Raw genomic sequence first — 21,065 nt, forward strand, 5'->3', positions numbered from 1 at the left:
GCCCATCAGGCGCATGGCCATGTCGACGCCCTTGCGGATCATCGGCTCGCCGCTCTTGCCGATAATGCGGCTCAGGGACGAGGTCAAACCCGCTTCGTTGTGGGTGGCGACCAGTTTGCCGGTCAGCAGCAGGCCCCACGTCGCGGCGTTAACGAACAGCGACGGGCTGTTGCCCAAGTGCGGGTGCCAGTTGCCGGTGCTGATTTTGTCGCGGATCAGCGCATCACGCGTGCCTTTGTCCGGGATGCGCAACAGCGCCTCGGCCAGGCACATCAGCGCTACGCCTTCCTGGGACGACAGGGAAAATTCCTGCAACAGGCCCTGAACAATCCCGGCACGGCCGCCGGCGCTTTTCTGATTGCGCAGTTTTTCGGCAATCGAAGACGCGAGCTTGTTGGTGGCTTCAGCCATCGACGCGGGCAAGCGAGCCTGTTCGATCAGCATCGGCACCACTTCGGGTTCCGGGCGACGGTAGGCGGCGGTGATCGACGCGCGCAGCACCGATTGCGGCAGGATGCTTTCGGCGAACTCAAGGAAGCATTGGTGCGCGTGGTCGGTGTGGACTTCGCCGGCGTCGTCAGCGTCTTTGCTGATCAACCCGCTCAGCTCGGTCAGGGTTGCACCACCCTCGAGTTTTTCCAGGTAATTGAAAATTGCCTGCTTGATCAGCCAGTGCGGCGTGCGATCAATCGAGGTCGCGGCGGCCTTGAGGCGCTCGCGGGTCGGGTCGTCAAGTTTGACCCCAAGGGTGGTGGTAGCCATGTTTTTATCCTCATGTTTGCCACGACCGCGTGGCATCAGCTGGCGGCAAGATTAGCCGTGCAACCGCTGAGGTGCAACCGGGTGCAACCCTTTTTTTGTCGGAATAATACGCAGCTCGTCAGGAAATAAATTCCGGTACGAACGTACCGCTCCAGTTGTGCGCTTTTACTGTAGGCGCGAGCTTGCTCGCGAAAAATTACAGAGCGCTGGCGTGTCATCTAGCCAACGCCAAGGCTGAATTTCTTCGCGAGCGAGCTGGCTCCTACAGAAAATAAGCAAAAACAGTGACTTATCCAAAGAATCCGATCAGGTGCAACTTATTCTCAAGAAACTGGTTGCACCTTATTCGGATTGTTGAATAGGATTCGCGCCCCAAGGTGCAACCGACTAAAAAGTCTGGTGCACCGGCTGATGGCTTTCCTGGGGAAACATCAGTCATAAATGCGCGGGACCGGAAATCGTCTGACAGACGTTGTCGTTTGTCGGCGTTTTTCACATTCCGCCGCTACATAAAAACAAAGCCAGGGCGTCACTTAATGAGCGTAAGCAATCCAACCCTGATCACGTTCGTGATCTACATCGCAGCAATGGTGCTGATCGGCTTCATGGCCTATCGCTCCACCAACAACCTTTCTGACTACATTCTGGGCGGTCGCAGCCTGGGCAGCGTCGTGACTGCACTGTCTGCCGGTGCCTCCGACATGAGTGGCTGGTTGTTGATGGGCCTGCCGGGCGCTATCTACATGTCCGGCCTGTCGGAAAGCTGGATCGCCATCGGCCTGATCGTCGGTGCTTACCTGAACTGGCTGTTCGTTGCCGGCCGTCTGCGGGTGCAGACCGAGCACAACGGCGATGCGCTGACCCTGCCGGATTACTTCTCCAGCCGTTTTGAAGACAAAAGCGGCCTGCTGCGAATCATCTCGGCCGTCGTGATCCTGGTGTTCTTCACCATCTACTGCGCGTCCGGCATCGTCGCTGGCGCCCGTCTGTTCGAAAGCACTTTCGGCATGTCCTACGAGACGGCGCTGTGGGCCGGTGCTGCGGCGACGATTGCCTACACCTTCGTCGGTGGTTTCCTGGCAGTGAGCTGGACTGACACCGTACAAGCCACGCTGATGATCTTCGCCCTGCTGCTGACGCCGATCATCGTGCTGCTGGCCACTGGCGGCATCGACACCACGTTCCTGGCCATCGAAGCTCAAGATCCAAGCAACTTCGACATGCTGAAAAACACCACCTTCATCGGCGTGATCTCGTTGATGGGCTGGGGCCTGGGCTACTTCGGCCAGCCGCACATCCTCGCGCGTTTCATGGCGGCGGATTCGGTCAAGTCGATCGCCAACGCCCGTCGCATCTCGATGACCTGGATGATCCTGTGCCTTGGCGGCACCGTGGCGGTAGGCTTCTTCGGTATCGCTTACTTCTCGGCGAACCCGGCCGTGGCAATGCCAGTGAGCGAGAACCACGAACGTGTGTTCATCGAGCTGGCGAAAATCCTCTTCAACCCGTGGGTTGCCGGTGTGTTGCTGTCGGCCATCCTGGCGGCGGTGATGAGTACCCTGAGCTGCCAGTTGCTGGTGTGCTCGAGCGCCCTGACCGAAGACTTCTACAAAACCTTCCTGCGCAAAACCGCGTCCCAGGTTGAATTGGTCTGGGTTGGCCGCGCTATGGTGTTGCTGGTTGCCCTGATCGCTATCGGTCTGGCTTCCAACCCGGAAAACCGTGTACTGGGTCTGGTCAGCTACGCCTGGGCGGGCTTCGGTGCTGCGTTCGGTCCGGTCGTGCTGATCTCGGTGATCTGGAAAGACATGACCCGCAACGGCGCACTGGCCGGCATCCTGGTCGGCGCGATCACCGTGATCGTGTGGAAACACTTCGAACTGCTGGGTCTGTACGAAATCATTCCAGGCTTCATCTTCGCCAGCCTGGCGATCTACATCGTCAGCAAACTGGGCGCGCCGACTCACGGCATGCTGCAGCGCTTCGCCGCTGCCGAGGCCGATTTCCGCCTGAACAAGTGATCGGGACGAGCTGAGGCTCTGACCTTTCGCCGAACATGAAAACGGCCCGCATCCATTTGGAGGCGGGCCGTTTTTTATGAACGCAAATCGCGTGGCATCGACGTTTTAATGTGGGAGCGGGCTTGCTCGCGAAGGCGGTGTGCCAGTCGACATCAATATTGACTGATACAACGCCTTCGCGAGCAAGCCCGCTCCCACATTTGGTCAGCAGTGCTTTTGAAAGAATGTCTATCGCTAAACATCCTGTTTTCTGAAAGGGAAATCTTCAAAAAATGTAGGGCAATTCTGAATTGCCTGACCTCCCATCAACACCCCGTATTGCTCATGCAGAATCGCTCGCCTTCATTCTGCAGAGACACATCGGATGTTCGCTCCTGCTAATCAACCGCGTTTCACGTTGACGATCGACGGCGTCCAGAATGAGCTCAACGTGCTTGAGTTCTCGGGCAAGGAAGCCATCAGCCAACCCTACCGCTTTGACCTGGAACTGGTCAGCGAACGACCGGATATCGAGCTCGAAAGCCTCCTACATCGTCAGGCATTTCTGAATTTCGACGCAGACGGTTCCGGTGTTCACGGTCAGATTTTTCGCGTCGGCCAAGGCGATTCCGGTAAACGTCTGACGCGCTACCAAGTCAGCCTGGTCCCACGCCTGGCCTACCTCGGCCAGCGCATCAATCAGCGGATCTTCCAGCACAAAAGTGTGCCGACGATCATTGCGCACATCCTCGAAGACCACGGCGTTCTCGAGCATGACGCCTTCAAATTTGAGCTCAATAGTCAGTACCCCGAGCGCGAGTACTGCGTGCAATACGCCGAAAGCGATTTGGCGTTTATCCAGCGCCTGTGTGCCGAGATCGGCATTCACTACCACTTCCAGCACAGCCCCGACGGGCACTTGCTGGTGTTCGGCGATGACCAGACATTTTTCCCTCTGTTGCCCGAGCCGACGGTGTACATGCCGGGTAGCGGGATGGCCGCGCCGACGCCGACCATCAAGCGCTTCAACGTACGCGTGGAAACCCGGACCACAGCGGTCACCCGTCGCGACTACGACTTCAAAAAACCTCGCTTGCTACTTGAAAGTCGCCTCGACAACGAACAGCGACCGGTGCTTGAGGACTACAAGTTTCCCGGCCAATTCACTGATCGCGAACAGGGCAAGCAGCGGGTTCAACGAGCGCTTGAGCGTCATGCTGCGGATTACCGTCTGGCTGAAGGTCACGGCGATCAATCCGCGTTGGTCAGTGGCCACTTCCTACAGCTCGGCGAACACCCGCGTCAGGAATGGAATGACCTGTGGCTGATCACCCACATCGAACATCACGGCCGTCAGCCACAAGTGCTGGAAGAGTCGGCCGCCAGTGCTGGCGAGGGCAATTTCCAGGGTTATCGCAATACCTTTCTGGCAACGCCGTGGGACGTTGTGTTTCGGCCGCCCTTGGGGCCAGAAAAGCCACGGATGGCCGGGTATCAGTCGGCGGTGGTCACGGGCCCCAAGGACAGCGAGATCCATTGCGACGAGTACGGTCGGGTCAAGATTCAGTTCGCCTGGGACCGAGAGGAGGAACTTAAGGATCGTTCAAGTTGCTGGCTGAGAGTGGCGAGCAGCTGGGCTCACGACGGCTATGGCAGCGTGTTGATTCCGCGCGTCGGCATGGAAGTGCTCGTCGGGTTCGTCGACGGTGATGCCGACAAACCGCTGGTGATGGGCTGCGTGCCGAACGGCGTCAACCCGGTGGCCTTGAATCTGCCGGCAGACAAAACCAGCAGCGTCCTACGCAGCCAAAGCAGTCCTGCGTATCCGAATGGGCAAAAAGGCTACAACGAGTTACGCATCGAGGACCGTCGCGGCGCCGAGCAGATCTACCTGCGCGCCCAGCGTGACTTTACCCAGCTCGTGCGCCACGACTTGCATGTGCAAGTGGAGCATCAGCGCAACGTGGTCATTGGCAGCGTCGAGCAGCCTGGGTCAACCGATAACCTTCAGGTCTATGGCGATCGGCACATTCGCGTCAACAGCCACACCGTCAAGGCGAGTGGGCAATTCCATGTCAGTGCTGGCCAGCAAGTGGTCATTGATGGCGGCGTCAGCGCGACGATTCAGGCGGGCGGGCACTGGATCAACATCGGTCCCGGCGGGATCTTCAGCAGCGTGCCGATTCAGGTCGGTGGTGCGCCGATGCCGACAATGGGCGCGCCGACCCCACAAAGAAAACGCGTTGCACTGAGCGTGGCGCAGATGCTGAGCCTGAAAAGCGATGCACCATTCTGCGAGGAATGCGAGCGCTGCAAGGACGGTGTCTGTGCCGCCTGATGCCCTGTCACCTTGTGGTTGGCTCGAACGCCAGCCGCTGAAACCCTCGGAACACCTGTTCGCCATCTTCAGCAATGCGAGCGCGGCCGAACCTTTTAAAGCCTGGCAGCGTTCGAACACGGCTCGATTACCCCGCCCGATTTGGGCCGACACCGTGTACGCCGAGTGGGAAGCGGTGATGCCCTATGTCGGAATCGTCGCTGATGGCAGTGACTTTCTCGAGTGGGCCGCCACTACCGAGTCTCGCGACTGGGGTTGGCTGGCGGTGTCTTCTGTCACTCAAGAGGCGCTGGTCGAGCATCTACGCAGCCTCACGCAAGTCCTTCTGCCCAACGGCAACGCGGTGTTTTTTCGCTTCTGGGATGGGCGTTATCTGCTGCCGATTCTTCAATCTGCCGAAGTGAATGCCGCGCAACTAATGCCGGTGATCGACCGCTGTTTGATCAACGGTCAAGCACTCGATATCGCTGGCAGTGCGCTGAAAACCTCGAAGGTTTTTCCATGGTGGGACGTTTCTGAATCACTGCTCAAACACCTCGCCGCCGAGTCCACAACAACCCGCATCAACAACTTGCTGAAGTGGTTGAGCGAGGACCGCCCGGATCTTTTCGAGGCGTTTTCAGAGAGCGTGTTGCGGCACAAAGTCGCGATCTTTCTTGAGACGCCTCATCTGCCTGACGCACCGAAATCAGCCTTGGTGGATTACCTGATGACGGAGCTGAACTGATGGATCAGATCGTGCGCATCGAGCAGGAGCTCGACGGCTTTAAAGACACGTTAAGTGTGTATCGCCAGCAACTCGGCAGCTTCTTGAGCCGCCATGCGGACAAGGTCAGCCGAGCCACGGACATGCCGTCGCTGATAGGCATGGAGCGGCTGATAAAACTCGGCAATACCACCACGGCGGTAAGCAGTGGTGATGACGACTTTTTCTCGACGCTTGCGCAGTGTCCAGAAGGCGGGACGCTGGAGATCGAGAGCAAGTTTGAATCGGTCTACGACATTCCGCTGGGCAATATTCAGGTCGATGTCATTGCCGTTGAGGGTGGCGAAAAAACCGCGGTCACGCTCGATGAACACGGCAAAGGGAAGTTCAAGGGAACTACCGGAAAGTTCTATCGCGTTCATGTCCAGAGTGAAGTCACTCCGAAGCAAGTTGATGAACTTTTCAAATCTTACGACGGCCTGACCCATGAACTGGAAAGCTGGCTGCGCAAGGAGTGGCAAGGGTTCAAACCGCAATGGTCAGAGCAATCGGCGTCAGCTTCGTTGGCGGCGGTGGGCAATGGAATGCTCGCAGGAAGCTGGGCCGCCATTCAAGAGGTTTGGGATGGCATCGGTGAACTCACCGACATCCTGAAAGACCCCAACGCCTTTATCGAAAAGCTCGGCGAAAGTGCCGGCGAACTGGCCAAACTCGCAGAAAGCGCTCCCGACAAAATTGAAAAAGCCATGTTGCTGGCCAGCGACGAGGCGGCGCTGTGTCTGCTGATGCGCACGGCCACGCTGTGGCTGGACATGTTACCGCCGGAGCAACTGGCCGGGTCCTCGGCGGAGGCCCTGTCCAAGCTGGTGGTCGGCTTGGTCATCGACCTGTTGATTGGCCTGGTGTTGTGTGGGGTTGGGGTTGGCATCGCCTGGTTGGCGGTGCGCCTGAGCAAGTACAGCGCACAGATTTCTCAGGCGACAATGCGCTTCGTGAGGTCGATGGTCGCGGTCGTCGACAACTTCATGGTCTACGTCGATCGCTACAAAAAAGTCGCCGCGCGTGGTGTTGCGGCAGGGCTGAAAAATGGTCGGATGGAGCTGCGCTGGCACGGTCGCAAAAACACCACGTTGAAAAAAGACGAGCACCACGACAACGCTCCGAAGCAGGCCACCAACCCCAACGGCGACCCCGCCGATTCCGCCGATAAAACCGCCACCAACAAGTGCCCGGTATCGATGGTCACCGGCGAAGAACTGCTGACCCTCACCGACGGCTCGCTGGACGGCATCCTGCCGTTCGACTTCACCCGGCTCTATCGCACCAGCGCCGCCGAAATCGATAGTGGCCTCGGTTATGGCTGGAGCCACAGCCTCGCGCATCGCCTGGACATCGACGGCGAACACGTCATTTGGATCGACCACGAAAACCGCCGTACGACCTTTCCGCAACCCAACATCGAACGCCCGGCGATTCACAACAGCCTGTCGCGAGCGGCGATTTTTCTCGGTGATCAACAGGAAGAACTGATCCTCGCCCAGGCCGGCGACGACGCGCGTTTCTATCACTTCATCGGCGGTCGGCTGACGACCATCAGCGACGCTTACAACAACCGCCTGCGCATCACTCGCGACCACCAGGATCGCATCAAACGCCTCGACAACGGCGCCGGTCGCGCCTTGTTGTTGCGCTATGACCGCAGCCATTTGATCGCCGTCGACTATCAGCAGTTTGTCCCGGCACCGACCCTCGACGAAGCCTGGCACACCGAACAAACGCTGGTCACTTATCGCTATGACGAGCGCGGTCGACTGATCGAAGCGACTAACGCCGCCGGCGAAAGCGAGCATTACCACTACGACGATCAACACGTGATCCTGCAGCGGCAGCTGGCCGGTGGGGCAAGTTTCTTCTGGGCGTGGGAAAGGTCCGGCAAGGCGGCCCGATGTGTCCGCCACTGGGCATCGTTTGCGCAGATGGACGCGCGTTATGTCTGGGATGACGAGGGTAGCGTCACCGTCCAGAACATTGATGGCAGCGAAGAGGTTTATGAGCACGACGATCGGGCGCGGCTGGTGCGCAAGGTTGCGTTGGATGGCGGCGAGCAGCTCAAGGCCTACGACGACCAGGGTCGATTGGTTGCCGAGCAGGATCCGCTGGGTGCTGTCACCGAGTACCACTACGACGAGGTCGGACGGCTGGTCGCGCTGATTCCTCCGGAAGACGAGCCAACGGCCTACGAGTACCGCAACGGTTTCCTGCATGCGCGGTATCGCGGCAAAGCGGTGTGGAAATATCAGCGTAATGCACAGGGCGACATCACCGAAGCGACTGATCCAGACGGGCACGTCACCCATTATTTTTATGATGAAAAAGGTCGGCTGCTGTCGATCCGTTATCCGGACACCAGCCGCCATGTTTTTGTCTGGAATGCCTTGGGCCAACTGCTTGAAGAATCCTTGCCGGACGGTGGTCAACGGCGGTTTTCCTACGATGCGTTGGGACGGCGGATTACCCGTCAGGATGAACACGGAGCGGTTACACGGTATGACTGGGACGCCGTTGGACGACTGATTCAGACGACGCTGCCTACCGGTGCCACTCGCGCCTTCGGCTACAACGCCTACGGCAAGGTCACTGCCGAGCGCGATGAACTGGGTCGGGTGACGCGCTACGAATACGCTGATGACTTGCATTTGGTCAGCCGCCGACTCAACCCCGACGGCACCCAGCTTCGTTATCGCTACAACAACGCCCAGCTGTTGCTCACCGAGATCGAAAACGAATCCGGCGAAAAATATCAGCTGGACTACACGCCCAGCGGCCTCATCCGACAAGAGACCGGCTTCGATGGGCAGCGCACGGCGTACGCCTATGACCTCAACGGCCATCTTCTGGAGAAAACCGAGTTCGGCGATGACGGATCGCAACTAGTCACAGCTTATGAGCGGGACTCGGCAGGGCGGTTGCTGGTCAAGACGTTGCCCGATGGCATCAAGGTTGAATACCGCTACGACAGCCTCGGCCGACTGATCAGCGTCGACGATGGTCACGATCACCCGCTGGAATTCGAGTACGACCAACAGGATCGCCTGATCACCGAGCACCAAGGCTGGGGCACGCTGCGTTATGGCTACGATGCCTGCGGCCAACTCAATCGCCTGCGCCTGCCGGACGGCAGCACACTCGATTACCACCACGCCAAGGGCGGCGCGCTGACCGCCATTGACCTCAACGGCGCGCGACTGACCTCGCACCAATTTGCTTTCGGTCGAGAGCAACAACGCCAGCAAGGACAGCTGCTGAGTGAATTTGCCTACGACGATCAGGGGCGTCTGAAGGCTCACGCTGTCAGACAAAACCAACAACCGCTGTATCGCCGCGATTATGCCTACAGCGCGAACGGCGATCTCGACAGCATTGCCGACACCCGTCACGGTCAACGCAACTATCAGTACGACCCGCTCGGCCGCCTGACCCGCGTACGCCACAGCCGCGACGAGCCACCGGAAAGTTTTGCCCACGACCCGGCCGGCAACCTGCTGATGCAGGATCGCCCCGGCGCCGCGAAGGTCTCGGGTAATCGCCTGATGATGCAAGGCGACCGGCATTACGACTACGACGCCTTCGGCAACCTCATCCGCGAACGCCGAGGCACCGCGCAAAAACTCGTCACCGAATACCGCTACGACTGCCAGCATCGACTGGTCGGCGTCACCTTACCGGATGGAAGTTGTGCGAGTTACCGCTACGACGCCTTCGGCCGGCGCATCGCCAAAACCGTCGACGGCAACACCACCGAATTCTTCTGGCAGGGCGACCACCTCATCGCCGAAAGTGCTCGCGAGCATTACCGCAGCTACGTCTACGAACCGGGCAGCTTCCGCCCGCTGGCCATGCTCGACGGCAAAGGCCCGCGCCAGGCGTGCCCGTTCTACTACCAACTCGACCACCTCGGCACACCGCAGGAACTGACCGATTTCAGCGGCGAAATCGTCTGGTCAGCGAAGTACAACGCCTACGGCAAAGTCACACGCCAGACGTTCGGCGCAGGAGAACAACTCGACCAGCCACTGCGGTTTCAGGGCCAGTACTTCGACGCGGAGAGCGGACTGCATTACAACTGGCATCGGTACTATGATCCGGATGTCGGGCGGTACCTGACGCCGGATCCGGTCAAGTTGGCAGGTGGGTTAAACCAGTACCAGTACACGCTGAATCCGACGGGGTGGGTTGATCCGTTGGGGTTGGCTTGTCTACCTTGCCCCGGTGATCCTGAAGGACCGTTTAGCGAAATTGTTCCGGGCGGTGGTTTGGCTGCACACGAAGCTCAGGGAGGCCACCTTATTGCGAAGCACATTGATCGGACCGAAGCCCAGTTGCGAGAAAGGCTCGAGTCAGAACCACATATACCAATCGCATCGACATTTCCTAATCGATCTGTCGCAGAGGCCACGGTTTCAAACACCATGGATAGAAATAAAAACCTAATCGATGATTTTATGAAAGGTAATGCGCGCAAGCTTGTTATCACACAACCAATGTCGGCGCCGGTAGGTGTTGGAGTTGTTCGGCGCAGTGGAGAGCTTGAGCCTTTATCTGTCGTAAAGTTAATACTTCAGAGAACTAAAACATCGCCGTCCGGCTACATTGTATTAACGGGGTATGCAAGTGATCGATAATTCGTTTTCGCATCTTTACCAGTTTTTTGGAGCCTATTTTCATGAGGACTGGATGTGTGAATTTCACGCAGCGGATGATGTCGTTAGATCTTTTCTGTCTGACTCAACAGTCGAGACAATTTCGGTGGTGAAGAATGAAATTGCTGCTCTGCTCGAGAGGCAGATGACTGAGGTTGAGTTGCGAGAATTTCTGCTCAAAAACATGAGCTGCTGCTATTGCTACTGGCATGAATGGGATTCAGGAGAAGTATGGTTGAGACATCTTGTTGATGTTTTTGGTGAGTAAAAAAGCATCCAAACGGATGAACACAAATTCGCACGCTTTTAGAGGATGTTTACAGGTTCCCTGCCGTTGGATGAAACGTTGGTAACGTTAACTATTTCTGGGGCTGACAGATTTTGTGACCGCTTCGCGCTCATTCGCGGGCAAGCCTCGCTCCTACAGGATTGAGGTCGTTCGCATTTTTTGGTGGCCTTCCTCGATTCTGTAGGAGCGAGGCTTGCCCGCGAAGGCGGTCTTACAGGCAGCGAAATTTCTGGGCAAGGTCGTCGGAAATTTCCTTCAAGTTGTAGCGGTTTCCATGAACTGGTGCGCATCGGATCTCATCGATAGTCTTGGGTGGTCACTGCAAATTCAGTGACAGGGCGTGGAAGCCCTTCTATCGTTAGGCGCGTCAAGCGCCACCAGTTCGGCGTGTTTTATGGTGGCTGTGCGCGGGGCGCTTTCGAGTGCGCCGGGTGCCTAACGTCTCGGTCTTCCACACCTGCGTACAGCCGCCACCTATTGCGTGGAAGCGATTTCTGACGGCTTCAATCCATACGTTAGGACTAAAAATCGATGAAAACACTTCACCCCGATCCACCCTACGTAAAACCAACCCCCCATCCCGAAAACCGCTTCATGGCGCTCACCAGCAACTGCGACGACATGCCCACCTTGTTCGTCGACACCCACGCGCCGCTCGATGTTTTGTATGACGCTGCCAGCTTCCGGATTCGGGCCGTCACTCAGGTGATGGAGAACCTGTCCATGCGCGGCGTGATCGAGTGTCAGTCGTTCATTCTCAGTGACTTTGCTTTGCTCTGTGCCATTCCGTTGCGGGATGGGTGTGATGTGCTGGATGTGCTGGGGCGGCGGTTGCGGGCGCGGTCGTCGGAATAAGTTAAGACGCACGTTTTTGTAGCAGCTGGCGAAGCCTGCGTTCGGCTGCGCAGCAGTCGTAAACCCTGCCTGCACGGTGTACCTGCAACACCGCATTCTCTGGTTTTACGACTGCTGCGCAGCCGAACGCAGGCTTCGCCAGCTGCTACAAGGGCGCGATCACCGTGTAGCGCAGCCGCTCGGCTGTGAGGCCCTGACGTTCGCCGCCGTACAAGGTAAACTTCCCGGCCTTCGCAGGAGCAATCATGAATTATCGTCACGCCTTCCATGCCGGCAATCACGCCGATGTGTTCAAACACCTGACTTTGACCCGCCTCATCGCCCTGATGTCGCGCAAGGAGCAGCCGTTTGCCTATCTCGACACTCACGCCGGCATTGGTCTGTATGACCTGCAGGGTGATCAGGCGAGTCGTACCGGTGAGTACCTGGAAGGGATCGCGCGGCTGTGGGACCAGCCGGATCTGCCGGCGTTGACCGCCGATTACATGAAGGTGCTGCACGACATGAACCCGGATGGCCAGTTGCGCTATTACCCGGGGTCGCCGGAGCTGGCGCGGCGTCTGACGCGGCCGCAGGATCGGGTGATGCTCAATGAGAAGCACCCGGAAGACGGTGTGTTGCTCAAGGACAACATGGCCGGCGACCGTCGGGTGAAGGTGCATCTGGGCGAAGGCTGGCATGTGCCGCGCGCGATGTTGCCGGTGCAGGAGAAGCGGGCGGTGATGTTGATTGATCCGCCGTTCGAGCAGCTCGATGAGATGCAGCGTTGTGCGGCGTCGCTGAAAGAGGCGATTGGCCGGATGCGCCAGACTGTGGCGGCGATCTGGTACCCGGTGAAGGACCCGCGCATGTTGCGGCGTTTTTATCAGGATTTGGCGGGGACGGGCGCACCGAAGTTGTTGCGCGTGGAGTTGTTCGTGCATCCGTTGGATACGCCGAACAGTCTGAACGGCTCGGGGTTGGCGATTGCGAATCCGCCGTGGGGTCTTGAAGAAGAATTGCGTGAGTTGCTGCCGTGGTTGTCCAAGAAATTGGGACAGACCCAGGGTGGGTGGCAGATGGATTGGTTGATCGCCGAGAGCTGATTGCCGATCAGATATATCTGTGGCGTCTAGCCTGACGCCTTCGCGGGCAAGCCTCGCTCCTACAGTCTGGTGTGGTCTGTAGGAGCGAGGCTTGCCCGCGAAGCTTTTCAGCGTCCGAAAATCAAATCGGGCAGGTCACGCCGGTACCGCCAATCCCGCAATACCCTTCAGGGTTTTTTGCCAGGTATTGCTGGTGGTAGGCCTCGGCGAAGTAGACCGTCGGCGCTTCGTCGATTTCGGTGGTGATGATGCCTTTGCCAGCCTTGGTCAATTCAGCCTGGAACACTTGCGCGCTGTGTTTCGCGGCGGCCAACTGATCCGGGTTGGTGGCGTAGATCACCGAGCGGTACTGGGTGCCGATGTCGTTGCCCTGGCGCATGCCTTGTGTCGGGTTGTGCAGTTCCCAGAACATCTTCAGCAGTGCTTCGTAGCTGACTTTTGCCGGCTCGTAGACCACTAATACCACTTCGCTGTGGCCGGTCAGGCCTGAGCAGACTTCTTCATACGTCGGGTTTGGTGTAAAGCCACCCGCATAACCCACCACCGTACTGACCACGCCTTCGCGCTGCCAGAATTTGCGTTCCGCGCCCCAGAAGCAGCCGAGGCCGAAGATCGCGAAATCCACGTCCATGGCAAACGGGCCCAGCAGCGGGGCGTCGTGGACGAAGTGCTTTTCCGGCAAGTTCATTGGGGTTTCACGGCCAGGCAGGGCTTGTTCTTTAGTCGGGAGCACGTTTTTGTTCACCAGAATTTCCGAGCGCAGAACCATCATCAGTCCTCTCAGTTTGGGAATAGTCAGACACGCAGTTTGCCCAATTATCCCTGTGGGAGCGAGCCTGCTCGCGAAAGCGCTGTGACAGTCGACATCATGGTGCCTGGCACACCGCTACCGCGAGCAGGCTCGCTCCCACAGGGGGCGCTGTCAGGCGATAGGGCCGCGCGGGTAGCGTTTGAGCTTCTCGATCAATTCGGAGCCCGGGATCGGTCGGTCGAACAGGTAACCCTGGCCGACATCGCAGCGGTGGCGGCGCAGGAAGGCCAGCTGTTCGGCCGTCTCGATGCCTTCAGCCACGACCTTGATTTTCAGGTTGTGGGCCATGGCGATCACCGCGGAGGTGATTTCCATGTCGTCCTGGTTGTCGGGGATTTCGTGGATGAAGCTTCGATCGATCTTAATGATGTCGATCGGGAATTTTTTCAAGTAACTGAGCGACGAGTAACCGGTGCCGAAGTCGTCCATGGCCAGGGTCAGGCCCAGGCGCTTGAGCTGGTCGAGTTGCAAGTGGGTGTCTTCGGTGGCTTCCAGCAGCAGCCCTTCGGTTAATTCAAGCTCCAGCAGGTTCGCCGGCAGCGCTTCTTCCTTGAGGATGTTGGCGATGGACGCCACCAGGTCCGGATCGGAGAACTGCTTGGGCGACAGGTTGATCGCCACTTGCAGGTTGCCCAGGCCGGCGGCGGTCAGCTCTTTGCTCATGCGGCACGCCTGACGTGCGATCCACTTGCCAATCGGAATGATCAGGCCGGTTTCTTCGGCAACGCTGATGAACTGGTCCGGGCGGATCATGCCTTTTTCCGGATGGTTCCAGCGCAGCAAGGCTTCCATCCCCAGCAGGCGACCGCTGCGCAGGCACAGCTTGGGCTGGTAGAACACGTCCAGCTCGTTTTGCGTCAGGGCGCGGCGCAGGTTGTTCTCGACGAACAGTTTGTAGCTGGCCTCGGCATTGAGCGCTTCGGTGAACACCTGAACCTGATGTTTGCCGTTGGCCTTGGCCTTGTGCAGCGCAAGCCCGGCGTTACGCATCAGGGTTTGTGGGTCGCGGCCGTGCAGCGGCGCGCAGGCCAGGCCCACGGAGCCGGTGACGCTGATCAACTGGTTGTCGACGAACATCGGCTTGTCGAGGGTCATCAGCAACTGGCTGGCGATCTGTTGGCCAGCCTGCAGGTCGGTGTTGTCGAGCAACACGGCGAATTCATTACTGGCAAAGCGCGCCAGGCTGCCACTCGGGCTCAGGCTGTTGCGCAGGCGCCGGGCGAGGCTGATCAGCAATTTGTCGCCGGTCTGGTGACCGAGGCTGTCGTTGATCCGCTTGAAGTTGTCGATGTCCACCAGCAACAGGCTGATCGGGGTATCGCTGTCTCGGGCGAAACGTTCATCGAGGTTGCGGATGAACGCCGGGCGATTGCCGAGGTTGGTCAGGTTGTCGGTGTAGGCCAGGCGCTCGATGCGCTGTTGGGCGAGTTTGGTCTGGGTGATGTCTTCGTAGATGCCGATGTAATGGGTCAGCTCACGGTTGTCGCCATAGACCTTGGAGATCGACAACTGACCCCAGTAGGGTTCGAGGTTTTTCCGGCGGCTCTTGAACTCGCCCTGCCAGCTGTTGCTCTTGGCCAGCGCCGAGGGCGCGTCGAACAGCAGTTCGCTGAGGTTTTCCAGTGCCGGCAGTTCCGACAGCCGCTGGCCGTGGACTTCATCGGTGGTGTACTGGGTGATCGCGGTGAAGCTCGGGTTGACGTATTCCACCACGCCGTCGCAATTGACCAGCAGAAAGGCGTTGGCACTTTGCTCGACCGCACGCTGGAACAGGTGCAGGGCGCTGGTGGCGGTGCGGCGGTTGTGGTTGTTGATGACTTGGGCGAACTGATCGGCCAGCTCGCCGGCGAAGGCGATTTCGTCCGATTGCCAGGCGCGGGTCGCACCGGTCTGCTCCAGGCAGAGCACGCCGACCACTTGGCCGTCGACGCGGATGCTGGCGTCGAGCATGGCGTTCACATCGCGCGGGCGCAGGTGTTCGGCCATTTCCCGGGTGCGCGGGTCGCGCATGGCGTTATGCGCGTCAATGGCGCGGCCGGTGTGCAAGGCGTCGAGGTAATCGGGGAAATCACTGACGTCGATCGGCGCCGGCAGTTGGTATTCCTGGCTGGCGCGGTGGTAGGCCGAGATCGGCACCAGCATCGAACCTTCGAGGTTCCACACGCTGGCGCAGTCGATTTCGTAAATGTCACAGGCACTGCGGGTGATCAGCTCGGCGGCTTCTTGCAGGGAATTATTGGTGCTGTAGCGCTGGCGGGTCAGCAGCAGGATCAGGTCTTGCTGGGCGCGCACGCGGTCCAGGTGCAGGAGTTGTTCCTGCTGGGCGCGTTGATTGAGTTCCAGGGCGATTTGCAGGCGCGAGTTCTGGGTTTCCAGGTCCAGCGCCGGTATCAGCGGCTCGCCCCCGAACAGGCCGTCGACCACCAGCAGGTAGCCGCGCAACAGGTGTCGATTGTGTTGTTTGTAGGCTTCGCCCAACTCCAACAGGCTCAAGGTGCCGGCGGCTGTGTGCAGGGTGTAGCGGATCAGGTAATGCGGGCTTTCGGTAAGTTGCAACTGGACCGCGTCATGCAGTTGATAGCGCGCTTCGGGTTCCATCAGGCTCGCGTAGGGCGAACCGACCAGGGCACACAGCTCCACCGCCGGCAGGCCGAATTGTCGTTCGCAATTGGGATCGAGAAACAGCAGCGCCCAGCTCGGTTCATTCAGCCGTTCGAAACGCAGCATGCCGAGCCGCGAGGGCACCGGCAACTGCGTCACTACCTCGGCCACCATACGGCTGGCGGCATCGGGTTGGCTTTTCATAGGGAGGGAAACTCGCTTCGTATTTGCTGATCGCGCCGGGCTCTCGCCCTCTTTATTGTTGCCTGCGGCAAGGTTGCATCATTGCGACACCGACTGACAAGAGACATGAAGGCCAAGTGCTATAAGAATATGTCGGCAGGAGACAGGATTTCTCCAGCGAGTAGCCAAAAGTAATATTTTCAAGCACAAAGATAGCTCAGTTAAAGGATTACATCCTGTGGGAGCGGGCTTGCTCGCGAAAGCGGTGGGCCAGTCAATATCGATGTCGACTGCCCCGGCGCTTTCGCGAGCAAGCCCGCTCCCACAAGTGTTGTGGCGTTAACGTAATTTAATGTGGATCGATTGCAGCAACTTGCCCTTCCGGTCGTGATAACGGACGGAAATATGCTCGGCCTCGACGATCAGGTGGGCAAAGTTGTCTTCGCTGATCACCGCACTGGTCAGTTCATGCCGATAGTCGCCCGCCACTGTTTTCGCCAACGGTTGATCGAGGATGAAAGTGGACGCCTTGGCATACGGCAGCAGTTTGCTGTTGCACAGCGGCGACGACACGATGGTGTGGACTTCAAAGTCCGGGTCTTCGCTGTGTGTCAGTCGACTGGTCAGTGAGCCGTGGACATCGCCGGAAACGAAGACGACGTTCTTGATGCGGTGCGTGCGAATTGTCTCCAGCAGACGTAGCCGTTGCTCGGGAAAGGCCTGCCAGGCGTCATCGCCCAGGCGTTTGCGGTCGGGGTAGAACATCACGCTGGTGACCACGAATTTGACCCGTGCCGGGCTGTGGATCAGCCATTGGCACAGGGCTCGTTCCTGCGCTTCGTCAAGAATGCGACGGTCGTCGGCTGACAGGTTGCGCCGGGTCCGGCTGTCGGTGACAAACCATTCGATATCGCCTTCGGTGAATTGATACCAATAGCGGTGCAAGTCTCTGCTGAAGTGTCCGCTGGCGAGAAGCTCATGGGCCGGGCTGTGGCTGGCTTGATAAAGCTCATACGCCGCCAGGGCGTTTTTATATAAATAAGCATCGGACTTACTTTTATTGGCCGGCCAGTTGTCTTCGATTTCATGATCATCGAGGATCATGTAAGTCGGCATGCCGGACATCAACTTTGCGATATGCGGTTGGGAAAAAGCTGTGCGGTACTTGTTGAGTATTTCGCTGTACTCCCGATCGGGCGCAATGAAGTTCAAGTCATCGACATAGACTTGGTCGCCGGTCATCAGCATGGCGCTGATCGGGGGTTCGGCATGCTCCGCCAAATGGGAGATGGCGGCGAAAATCCGGTCGCCGTGATGCGGAGAGGCTGGTTCGCCGCGAGTCATCCGCAGGTAACGACATGAGCCAACGATGTAAGCCCGTGGTGTCTTGGTTTTGCTGGATGCCGTGCGAAAGCGGTAAAGGTCCCGCGGCCATTGCAGCGGCAGTTCCTGCACCGACGCTACGCTATGCACCGGACTCATCGGGCTAAACCAGCCGGCCTGATATTCATACTCGGTATCGGCAGCAAGGTCGTTGAGGGCAATCACATCGGACACGTCGCGGACAGTCGTCAACTGTGCAAAAACGCCTTTGGACCAACGCTCGTCACCGATCCGTCTGTAACGGATGCCCGCAAATACCAAAGCATCTTTCTTTAATTCGCCACGCAAGAAGATACGCGCGTGGTTAGTTGTGGTGTGGCCAATAATCGGCCCGACTGTAGGTTTGAACATATTCGAATCCATTCGAAGTAGTGCCAACTAGATAAATAGCGTGTTCAAAAGATTTATTGATCTTTGAACTAAGCCTAGTTATTAGTCGGCCAAAAATACCGCGCAGAAGTGGACTCGAGTTGTGGCCGATATCAGCCGCGCACGTAGGACGCTGGTTTTTTCAGGGCAAAAAAAGCCCCGCCAAATTGGCGGGGTTGAGGTACGAGCGTGGCGCTCGGAAAACGTGGAACGCGACGGGCCCTCCGGTGAAGGAGGGCCGGCCGGTGTTACAGCAAGATTGTGCGGATGTCCGCCAGCAGGCTGCTCAGACGCTGGGTGAAGCGTGCAGCAGCGGCGCCGTTGATCACACGGTGATCGTAGGACAGCGACAGCGGCAGCATCAGCTTCGGCTGGAAGGCTTTGCCGTCCCAGACTGGCTGGATGGTTGCCTTGGAAACACCGAGGATCGCCACTTCCGGCGCGTTGACGATCGGCGTGAAGCCGGTGCCGCCAATGTGGCCGAGGCTGGAAATGGTGAAGCAGGCGCCTTGCATGTCGTCAGCGGTGAGCTTCTTGTCGCGGGCCTTGGCAGCCAGCGCAGCGGCTTCGGCAGCCAGTTGCAACAAGCTCTTCTGGTCGACGTTCTTGATGACCGGTACCAGCAGGCCTTCAGGGGTGTCGACGGCGAAGCCGATGTTCACGTATTTCTTGCGGATGATCGCCTTGCCGCTTGGCGCCAGCGAACTGTTGAAGTCCGGCAGTTCCTTGAGCAGGTGCGCGCAGGACTTGAGCAGCAGCGGCAGGATGGTCAGCTTGACGCCAGCCTTCTCTGCAACGGCTTTCTGAGCGATGCGGAACGCTTCCAGTTCGGTGATATCAGCCGAATCGAACTGAGTCACGTGCGGGATGTTCAGCCAGCTGCGGTGCAGGCTCGACGCGCCGATTTGCATCAGGCGAGTCATCGGCACTTCTTCGGTTTCACCGAAGCGGCTGAAGTCCACGACCGGAATCGGCGGAATACCCGCGCCACCGGTTGCGCCAGCAGCAGCGGCCGGTGCTTCCTTGGCCTTCTGCATCATGGCTTTGACGTAGACCTGCACGTCTTCTTTCAGGATGCGACCGTGCGGACCGCTGGCGCCGACAGCATTCAGCTCGACACCGAATTCACGGGCCAGTTGGCGCACAGCCGGGCCGGCGTGAACCTTGGCGCCAGGCTTGGCCGGTGCGGCAGCCGGCGCGGCAGGTGCAGCGGCAGCAGCCGGAGCAGCTTCAGCCTTGGCCGCCGCAGGTGCGGGTGCAGCAGCGGCCGGAGCCGGTGCAGCAGCCGGCGCAGCGCCTTTGACTTTCAGCTTGAGGATCAGGTCGCCGGTACCGACTTCGTCATCCAGCTTGATGGAAACGCTTTCCACCACGCCCGCGGCAGGCGATGGGATTTCCATGCTCGCCTTGTCGGATTCCAGGGTGATCAGCGACTGGTCGGCTTCAACGGTGTCGCCGGCCTTGACCAGGACTTCGATGATCTTGGCCTTGCCTGCCGAACCGATGTCCGGGACATGAATGTCCTGAACGCTGTCGGCAACCGGTGCAGCCGGGGCAGCAGCAGGTGCCGGAGCAGCGGCAGCCGGAGCAGCAGCCTGAGCGGGCGCGGCCGCTGCCGGTGCCGCAGCACCCGCCACTTCCAGGTCCAGGATCAGGTCGCCGGTGCCGACTTCGTCGTTGAGCTTGACGCTGATGCTCTTGACCACGCCAGCGGCCGGCGAAGGGATTTCCATGCTGGCCTTGTCGGATTCCAGGGTGATCAGCGACTGATCAGCCTCGACGGTGTCGCCGACCTTGACCTGGATCTCGATGATCTGGGCCTTGCCCGCCGAACCGATATCCGGCACGTGCACTTGCTGAACCGAAGCGGCAGCAGGCGCAGCCGCAGGAGCTGGAGCAGCGGCGGCGGCAGGAGCAGCCGCCGGTTTTGCTTCAGCCTTGGCTGCTGGCGCAGCGGCAGCCGCAGGAGCCGCAGCAGCGGCACCTTCGATTTCCAGCTCGAGCAGTTCGTCGCCTTCTTTCAGGCGATCGCCCAGCTTCACTTTCAGGCTTTTGACGACGCCGGCCTTGGGAGCAGGAATCTCCATGCTCGCCTTGTCCGACTCAAGCGTCAGGATGCTCTGGTCGGCTTCGACACGGTCGCCGACCTTCACAAAAATTTCGATTACTTCACCTTCACCGCTGCCGATGTCAGGTACGCGAATGAGTTCGCTCACAGAGTGTCTCCTCAGCAGTCCAGTGGGTTGCGTTTTTCCGGGTTGATCCCGAACTTGGCGATGGCTTCAGACACCACCTTAGGTTCGATATCACCACGGTCAGCCAAGGCTTCCAGGGCTGCCAACACCACGAAATGACGGTCGACTTCGAAGAAGTGACGCAGCTTCTTACGGCTGTCACTGCGGCCGAAACCGTCGGTGCCCAGGACTTTGAATTCCTTGGACGGGACCCACTGACGAATTTGCTCAGCGAACAGCTTCATGTAGTCGGTAGAGGCGATGACCGGACCTTTACGGCCGTTCAGGCACTCTTCGACGTAGCTCAGTTTAGGCTTCTGGCCCGGGTGCAGACGGTTGCTGCGCTCAACGGCCAGGCCGTCGCGACGCAATTCGTTGAAGCTGGTAACGCTCCACACGTCAGCGCCGACGTTGAACTCTTCACGCAGGATCTTCGCCGCTTCACGGACTTCACGCAGGATGGTGCCGGAGCCCATCAGCTGAACGTGGTGCGCCGCTTCGCGGGTGTCTTCCTCGAGCAGGTACATGCCCTTGATGATGCCTTCCTCGACTCCGGCCGGCATGGCTGGCTGCTGGTAGGACTCGTTCATCACGGTGATGTAGTAGAAAACGTCCTGCTGCTCTTCGGTCATCTTCTTCATGCCGTCCTGGATGATCACCGCCAGCTCGTAGCCGTAGGTTGGATCAAACGTGCGGCAGTTCGGGATGGGGGCAGCCAGGATGTGGCTGTGACCGTCGTCGTGTTGCAG

General features: G+C 58.9%; 12 protein-coding genes and 1 pseudogene. 7 read left to right on the forward strand and 6 right to left on the reverse strand.

Features of this window, described 5'->3' with window-relative positions; genetic code table 11:
* Positions 1–762: pseudogene (locus ACIPL2_RS21990) on the reverse strand (trifunctional transcriptional regulator/proline dehydrogenase/L-glutamate gamma-semialdehyde dehydrogenase); the annotation flags it as partial.
* A 536-nt stretch (positions 763–1,298) separates the two neighbouring features.
* Here ACIPL2_RS21990 and putP point away from each other — a divergent pair.
* The 7 genes from putP to ACIPL2_RS22025 all read left to right on the forward strand — a co-directional run bounded on the left by putP (position 1,299) and on the right by ACIPL2_RS22025 (position 12,735).
* Positions 1,299–2,783: a sodium/proline symporter PutP gene (gene putP, locus ACIPL2_RS21995; protein WP_401359598.1), complete on the forward strand. Its 1,485-nt coding sequence runs from the start codon at positions 1,299–1,301 to the stop codon at positions 2,781–2,783.
* Positions 2,784–3,147: 364 nt separating this feature from the next.
* Positions 3,148–5,100: a type VI secretion system tip protein VgrG gene (locus tag ACIPL2_RS22000; protein ID WP_401359600.1), complete on the forward strand. Its 1,953-nt coding sequence runs from the start codon at positions 3,148–3,150 to the stop codon at positions 5,098–5,100.
* Complete coding sequence (locus tag ACIPL2_RS22005; protein ID WP_401359602.1) at positions 5,090–5,827, forward strand: DUF4123 domain-containing protein; 738 nt, start codon at positions 5,090–5,092, stop codon at positions 5,825–5,827. Before ACIPL2_RS22000 ends, ACIPL2_RS22005 begins: the two co-directional genes overlap by 11 nt.
* Positions 5,827–10,488 (forward strand): RNase A-like domain-containing protein, encoded by a 4,662-nt coding sequence (locus tag ACIPL2_RS22010; RefSeq protein WP_401359605.1) that lies wholly within the window; start codon positions 5,827–5,829, stop codon positions 10,486–10,488. The genes ACIPL2_RS22005 and ACIPL2_RS22010 overlap by 1 nt, the downstream gene beginning before the upstream one ends.
* Entirely contained in the window at positions 10,478–10,774 is a 297-nt protein-coding gene (locus tag ACIPL2_RS22015; protein ID WP_401359608.1) for a contact-dependent growth inhibition system immunity protein, read from the forward strand. Before ACIPL2_RS22010 ends, ACIPL2_RS22015 begins: the two co-directional genes overlap by 11 nt.
* Before the next feature lie 552 nt (positions 10,775–11,326).
* Positions 11,327–11,650 (forward strand): hypothetical protein, encoded by a 324-nt coding sequence (locus ACIPL2_RS22020; RefSeq protein WP_401359611.1) that lies wholly within the window; start codon positions 11,327–11,329, stop codon positions 11,648–11,650.
* Positions 11,651–11,895: 245 nt separating this feature from the next.
* Complete coding sequence (locus ACIPL2_RS22025; protein ID WP_401359614.1) at positions 11,896–12,735, forward strand: 23S rRNA (adenine(2030)-N(6))-methyltransferase RlmJ; 840 nt, start codon at positions 11,896–11,898, stop codon at positions 12,733–12,735.
* Positions 12,736–12,856: 121 nt separating this feature from the next.
* On the opposite strand, the gene msrA is transcribed toward ACIPL2_RS22025, so the two are convergent.
* From msrA to ACIPL2_RS22050, 5 genes are all read right to left on the reverse strand, one after another.
* Positions 12,857–13,504 carry a peptide-methionine (S)-S-oxide reductase MsrA gene (msrA, locus tag ACIPL2_RS22030; RefSeq protein ID WP_401359642.1) on the reverse strand — a complete coding sequence of 216 codons (648 nt, stop codon included), beginning with the start codon at positions 13,502–13,504 and terminating at the stop codon, positions 12,857–12,859.
* Between the two features lie 153 nt (positions 13,505–13,657).
* Positions 13,658–16,351, reverse strand: a complete 2,694-nt coding sequence (locus ACIPL2_RS22035) for an EAL domain-containing protein (RefSeq protein ID WP_401359617.1) — start codon at positions 16,349–16,351, stop codon at positions 13,658–13,660.
* Between the two features lie 318 nt (positions 16,352–16,669).
* Complete coding sequence (locus ACIPL2_RS22040) at positions 16,670–18,064, reverse strand: alkaline phosphatase D family protein (RefSeq protein ID WP_401359620.1); 1,395 nt, start codon at positions 18,062–18,064, stop codon at positions 16,670–16,672.
* A 266-nt stretch (positions 18,065–18,330) separates the two neighbouring features.
* Positions 18,331–20,298, reverse strand: coding sequence for a dihydrolipoyllysine-residue acetyltransferase (aceF, locus tag ACIPL2_RS22045; protein ID WP_401359622.1), 1,968 nt, complete (start codon positions 20,296–20,298; stop codon positions 18,331–18,333).
* A gap of 11 nt (positions 20,299–20,309) precedes the next feature.
* Positions 20,310–21,065, reverse strand: a 756-nt coding sequence (locus ACIPL2_RS22050) for a transketolase-like TK C-terminal-containing protein (RefSeq protein ID WP_401359625.1), incomplete at its 5' end; no start/stop codon positions are given.

It is taken from the genome of Pseudomonas sp. NPDC086251 (assembly GCF_044746405.1).
Taxonomy (GTDB): Bacteria; Pseudomonadota; Gammaproteobacteria; order Pseudomonadales; family Pseudomonadaceae; genus Aquipseudomonas.